Annotated in this window: 3 protein-coding genes and 1 pseudogene; 1 reads left to right on the forward strand and 3 read right to left on the reverse strand. The window is 67.8% G+C overall.

Annotated features, from left to right (window positions below; genetic code table 11):
* Together ACFP2T_RS47385 and ACFP2T_RS47390 are read right to left on the reverse strand one after the other, a co-directional pair.
* Positions 1-705: pseudogene (locus ACFP2T_RS47385) on the reverse strand (hypothetical protein); the annotation flags it as partial.
* A 195-nt stretch (positions 706-900) separates the two neighbouring features.
* Positions 901-1,968: a BTAD domain-containing putative transcriptional regulator gene (locus ACFP2T_RS47390; RefSeq protein ID WP_377434514.1), complete on the reverse strand. Its 1,068-nt coding sequence runs from the start codon at positions 1,966-1,968 to the stop codon at positions 901-903.
* 454 nt (positions 1,969-2,422) lie between these two features.
* On the opposite strand from ACFP2T_RS47390, the gene ACFP2T_RS47395 reads away from it, so the two are divergent.
* Entirely contained in the window at positions 2,423-5,275 is a 2,853-nt protein-coding gene (locus tag ACFP2T_RS47395; protein ID WP_377434517.1) for an AfsR/SARP family transcriptional regulator, read from the forward strand.
* A gap of 211 nt (positions 5,276-5,486) precedes the next feature.
* Here the strand turns inward: ACFP2T_RS47395 and ACFP2T_RS47400 are convergent.
* The coding region (locus ACFP2T_RS47400) for an FG-GAP repeat domain-containing protein (protein ID WP_377434519.1) at positions 5,487-6,155 on the reverse strand (669 nt) is incomplete at its 5' end.

Genomic DNA, 6,155 nt, shown 5'->3' on the forward strand with positions numbered 1-6,155 from the left:
AGAAGGCCGGAACAACGCGATATCGGTCTTCCCGTCACCGTTGTAATCCGCAAACGCCTCCTGGCCGGCCCGCGGTGGGTTACCGGCCCACAGCGCGGCGGCGATGACCCCGCCGTCGTGGGCCTGCGCCTGGTATCTGTCCGGGTAGGCCGAGACCTGCACCGCCTGGCAGACCTCACCGATCGGGGCGGTGTTCCACGAGTTGTTCGGGTAGACCCGGATCATCTTGTCGAGGAACGCGTTGGTCGCCCAGGTCGGATTGAGGCGCTGCTCCCGGGTGCCCCACGAGGCTCGCTGCTGGAACAGGCCCAGGCTGTCGTGGTCGACCTCTTCGCTGATGTTCTGCAGGGTGGCTTCCACGATCGCCGTGGTGACCGCGATCTGCGCGGCGCGCTGGTTGAGGCCACGGGCCTTGACTGCGGCGACGATCATCCTCGCGCAGGACACGCGATAGCCGTTCAGGTAGCCGTCCAGGGTGCCGTTCAGTTGGGGGTTGAGCTGGCTGGCCATCGCGTTGTCGGCCGAGCTGACTCCGTTGGGGTCACAGGCAGCGGTCTGATAGGCGTTGGCAAGAAGGGCCCGCGTCGTGGCCTCATCGGGTTCGGCGTGCGCGGGTGACGGGGTCAGGCCAACGGCGGCGAACGTGGCGGTCGCTATCGCCATCGGCACCCAGGCACGGCCTGCCGTGCGCCAGGGTCTCCTCATGGATATGTCTCCTATGTGCTCGCGGGCCGACCGAGCTGGCCGGCATCGCCACGCTAGGGCGGCGTACACAAAGGAGAGTTGACGGGAAATCGACGCCTGTCCGTGTCGATGTGACCGGCGGAAAGACGGCGGCCGATGGGATGCCGCCCGGAAGGAGAGCGGCAGTTCCCCATCGGGCGGACCGGCGGATGCGGATCACGCTTGCCGCATCGCGCCAAGAGCGGTGGCCAACGCGACCTGGAGCTGATGACCCGGTGAGATCCCCAGCTCCTCCCGCAGACGGACCTGGATTTCGTGGAACAGGCGCACTGCCATGGCCGGATCCCCGTCGGCCGCCAGTGCGGTCATCGTCTGTGCGTGGAGCGTCTCGTTGAGCGGCTCCTGCGGAAGGAGGTCCATGAGCAGGTCCGGTACGAGCCGGGGGCGTCCCGCCGCCACCGCGATCTCGGCGTACTCCGCCGCTGCGGCGACGCGGGCACGGGTGATGTTGACGATGGCCGGATGGACGCGGATCCGGGGACCGAGATCGGCAAGCACCGGGCCGCGCCAGGCGTGCAGTGCCGCAGCGTACGCGTCCAGGGCTTCGTCCACCTGACCTAGCCGGGCTGCCGCGCGGGCGCGGTGGGCCAGGGCGCGGAACACGTGCACGTCGATCCGAGCCGGTTCGAGGCGAAGCTCGTAACCGCCGTTCCTCGAGCGGATCAGTCCGGCCCGACTGCGCTGCGGCCGCTGGGGTTCGAGAATCTGGCGCAGCCGCGAGACGTAGAGGTGCAAGAGGTTCCGGGCGCTCTTGGGAGGATCGGCCCCCCAGAGCCAGTCGACAATCTCCTCCGGTTGGACAACGTTGTTGTCGCGCAGTGCGAAAAGGCCGAGCAGACCGCGCAGCATCGCTCCCGGAAGGTCTACCTGCCGACCCCGCATCGTCAACCGCAGCGCACCGAGCACGTCGATGTCGGGTAGATTGAGCTGCGCTTCCGGACTGCGATTCAAACCAAGGACATCGGAGATCCGGTTCCGCGACGCACTCCTCGGAAGCGTGACCCGGCTGTGTTCGATGTCCCTGACCGTCCGCTCGCTGAGGCCCGTCAGGCCAGCCAGTTCCTTCTGCGACAGGCCCAGATCGCGGCGGCGTTGCCGAACGAGACCGCCCTGGAAGGTTCTCGCCGTACCGGTGCTGACGTTCATGAACATTTCCCCCGTGGTAGTTGGTGATGCGGACAGCAACGTGTCCTGCCGAAAAGCAGCGCTCCTCGGCTTGGCCATGCAGGTGTTCCTGGAAGGATGTACACGCAGCGTTGTCAGGATTCCGCACCTGGCTGGGCCGGCCGCCCCCGTGTGCCGCCGGCCGCCTGATGCCCGACAACTGATCAAGGTACGTGTCATACCAGCCTTGATGAATTCCCGGGTACCGACAGCATGATCAGGTGGATCGGCGACTCCCTTCTGCTTCGTGAGGCGGATCTGCTTCGTCGGGCGCACCTGATTCGCGGTCTCCGCTCGTCTCACCAGCGACCAAATCGGCCCGCAGCATGCCACTCCCCTATTGTGCGCATCGCACAGATAATGCCGGTTCGCCCGTCACCTGACCGGCACGAGCGAGCGGTTTTACGAAGTGCTCCACGGTTCGGAGGTGACGGTTGTCCATACCTTCACCCGCGCGCGCTGCCGACGTGTTGCCATAGGGTTGCCAACGGCCCACCGCGAGACAAGAGTGATCATGGTGATGGATTTCTTGCTGCTCGGTCCGTTCGAAGCCCGATTCGACGGGCAGAAGGTCCCGCTCGGTCGGCGGCGAGAGCGTTGTCTGCTCGCCCTACTGCTGCTTGAGGCCAACCGACTCGTACCGACAGATCGGTTGATCGCCCTGCTGTGGGACAAGGAGCCGCCGGCGACCGCACGACGCACGATCCATGCGCACGCCGCTCGGCTTCGATCCGCGTTGCGTCCGTATCCAACTGCGCCCCGGGTCGTGTCGAAGCAGGTCGGTTATCTGGTCGACGTACCGCCCAGCTCGGTTGACACTCACCGGTTCCGTGCGCTGGTCGAGCGGGCCAGCAACATCGGCGATGCCGGCGATCGCGCGGCGCTTTACCGCGACGCGCTCAACCTCTGGCGCGGGCCCCTCATGGCGGACGTTGCCAGTGCCGCCCTGCGTGAGCGCGTGGGTCGGCCCCTGGACGAGCTGCGACTACGCACTCTCGAGAGCCTGCTCGGCGGGGAGCTGGAGCAGGGACGCCATCGCGAGGTGCTTCCGGACCTGGCGGACGCGGTTGCGACGCATCCAGAGAACGAGCAGCTGACGGCCCTGTACATGCTCGCGCTGCACCGGTCCGGACGGACCATCGAGGCCGGGAAGCATTACACCCGGTTCCGTCGGCACCTGGTACAGGCGAGTGGAATCGAGCCAAGCCGCAAACTCGGCGACCTGCACGCGGCGATACTGCGGGCGGACCCAGCGCTGCTGCTTGCACACCCGGCGGTCGCGACGCCCGCACCCGGGCCGCCCCCCAGGCGGTCGACGACGTCGACGCACACAATGCCCGACCCCATCAGCGACTTTGTCGGCCGTACCAAAGAGCTGGCCGCCCTGGACCGGCTGGCCGAACGTGCACGCCCTGGCCCCGCGCTCGGGACCGTCCACGGCGTCGGTGGCGTGGGAAAGACCGCGCTCGTCCTGCACTGGGCACACACCACAGCCGCGAGCTTTCCCGACGGCGCGGTCTATGTCGACCTGTACGGCCATGTGGCGCCCGGGCCGATCTCCCCTGAGAAGGGGTTGCGGCTGGTGCTGCGACACCTCGGCCTGACCGACGATCGATTACCCGACGACGCCGAGGAGTTGGCCGCCGTCTACCACGCCACGGTGACGGGGCGTCGCCTGCTCATCCTGGACAACGTTCCGGCTGCGGCGCACGTACGCGCCGCGCTACCGGTCGACTCCAACGTAACCGTGATCGCGGTGTCCCGGGAGGCTCTGCCCGGCCTGAGCGTGCACGACCGGGCTCGCCAGATCCGCCTCGAGCCGATGCCGGTCGATGATGCGATGCATCTGCTGACCGCGGTGAGCGGCGTCCGGCCACCCAACCCCTCCACTGGCCCGCTCGCCGAGCTGGCGCGACTGTGCGACGGCATCCCACTTGCCCTGCGGATCATCGGCTGCCGGCTCGCGGATGATCCGCGCCTCGAACCGGAGGCGATCGTCGCGGAGCTGGCACCGGAAGACAAGCGGCTGGCTACGTTGGAGATCGACGATGAGGACCGCGGAATGCGCGGTGTGTTCGACAGCTCGTACCGCCGGCTGGATGCGGACCTCGCCCGACTGTTTCGGCTGCTCGGCGCCCTACCCGTCGTCGCGGTCAACCCGTTCTGCGCAGCGGCCGCCGCCGCGCTGCCCGCTCCGGACGCGCGCCGGCTTTTGCACTCGTTGTCCCGACGTCAGCTCGCCGCGCCAGGCGCCGACGGCGACTATCGCATGCACGAGCTGGTCAGGCTATTCGCAAGGGAACGCGCTTTCGCCGAGGAGTCGGTGGAGGACCTGTCCGCCGCCGTTCGCCGTGCCGCCGACTGGTACCTCGACACCGCCTTCCACGCCTACCCACTACTCAGCCCACGGCGAGCCGGCAGGGCAGAGCCGGACCTGGCCCACCCGCCGGCACAGCCGCTGCGGTTCACCTCACGGGAAGCCGCCCTGGTCTGGTTCGGGGCCGAGCGTGACAACCTCGTAACCCTCATCCGCGATCTCGGCCGCCGCGGATGGCACCGATCTGCCGCCGAGCTCGCCGGCAGCCTGTTCGCGTTCTACCACCAGCATCGACTGTGGCGTGACTGGGTCGAAACGTACAGCTGTGCCCAGGAATCGGCACGGCTGTGGGGTGACTGGTACGCCGAGAGCCGGATCCTCGTGGGTCTCGGCGTGGCGTACAAACAGCTCGGCCGGTACGAGCAGGCCGCCGAGGCATACCAGCAAGCACTCGACATCGCGGTGGCAGCCGGCGACGTGCTGTCAACCGGGCCGATCCTGGTGAACCTCGGCGGGCTCTGCAACACGGTCGGCCGACCGCAGGACGCCAGGCGACATCTGCAGGCGGCACTCGCCCTGCCCGGTTACGCCGACGATTCCCGCTATTCGCCGGTGCTCTGGCTCAACCTGACTCATCTGTACTTCAACCAGGGTGAGTTCGAGCAGGCTGCGGAGTGTGTCCGTAGCGGCCTGGCGGCGGCCGGGGCGAGCGGCGACGTGCACACCACGGCCTACCTCAACCATTGGGCCGGTGAGTTGTCGCTGCGGCAGCGACGGTTCGACCTCGCCGCTGAATCCGCCGCCGCCGAAATCGAGATCGCGCAAGCCGCACACGACCCGCTGCGTCAGGCCTACGGTCTTGATCTGCTGGCATCGGCCGTCGCCGCCCGCACGCCCGGCCGGGCACGGTCGCTCTGGCGGGAAGCACAGGCCATCTGCTCCGGGCTCGGCCACGCGCTCGCGACAGACATCGAGAAGCTGCTGCACGATGGCCCGATCACCGAGGACGAGCTGATCGCCCGCCGGCTACGCGTCAACCGCCTGCCGTGACCAACGCAAGTGCCACCTCCCGCACCGGTGGTGTCCGCGCGGGGAGGGGTATTGGAGACCGGTTCACCCTAGGGGCGGTCGGCGACCTGTTTGGCTGAGCAGGAATCGAGGTAGAGCGTGGACCGGGCCACGCCGAGCTCGCCGAGCTCGGCGTGGCCGCTTCACAATGAAGAAGCTCAGTGATAGATAGCCGCCGGCTGTCGTGTTGCTGTCAGGTGAGTTTGCTGCGGGGCGAGGCCCAGCTTCCCGCCGCGGAGCGCCACCACGCCTCGGGTGCGGTGAAGCCGGTACCGGTGGAACGGAACATCCACAGGGTGCTCGTCGACGCACCATAGTCGTACAGGACCCCGACATCGGCCCTGCCGTCACCGGTGTAATCACCGACCGCAAGCTTGCTGCGGGGCGAGGCCCAGCTTCCTGCCGCAGAGCGCCACCACGCCTCCGGTGCGGCGAAGCCGGTACCGGTGGAACGGAACATCCACAGGGTGCTCGTCGACGCACCATAGTCGTACAGGACCCCGACATCGGCCCTGCCGTCACCGGTGTAATCACCGACCGCAAGCTTGCTACTCGACGACGCCCAACTTCCTGCTCCGGAGCGCCACCACGCCTCGGGCGCAGCGAAGCCGGTACCGGTAGAGCGGAACATCCACAGGGTGCTCGTCGACGCACCATAGTCGTACAGGACCCCGACATCAGCCCTGCCGTCACCGGTGTAATCACCGACCGCAAGCTTGCTACTCGACGACGCCCAACTTCCTGCTCCGGAGCGCCACCACGCCTCGGGCGCAGCGAAGCCGGTACCGGTGGAACGGAACATCCACAGGGTGCTCGTCGACGCACCATAGTCGTACAGGACCCCGACATCAGCCCTGCCATC

Origin of the sequence: Plantactinospora solaniradicis (assembly GCF_042658085.1) — a bacterium.
In the GTDB taxonomy this organism is placed as follows: domain Bacteria; phylum Actinomycetota; class Actinomycetes; order Mycobacteriales; family Micromonosporaceae; genus Plantactinospora; species Plantactinospora solaniradicis.

Excerpts from the sequence above, each read along its gene's own strand:
- ACFP2T_RS47395 (WP_377434517.1), top strand. The coding sequence starts at position 2,423 with ATGGTGATGGATTTCTTGCTGCTCGGTCCGTTCGAAGCCCGATTCGAC.
- ACFP2T_RS47390 (WP_377434514.1), bottom strand. The coding sequence starts at position 1,968 with ATGGCCAAGCCGAGGAGCGCTGCTTTTCGGCAGGACACGTTGCTGTCC.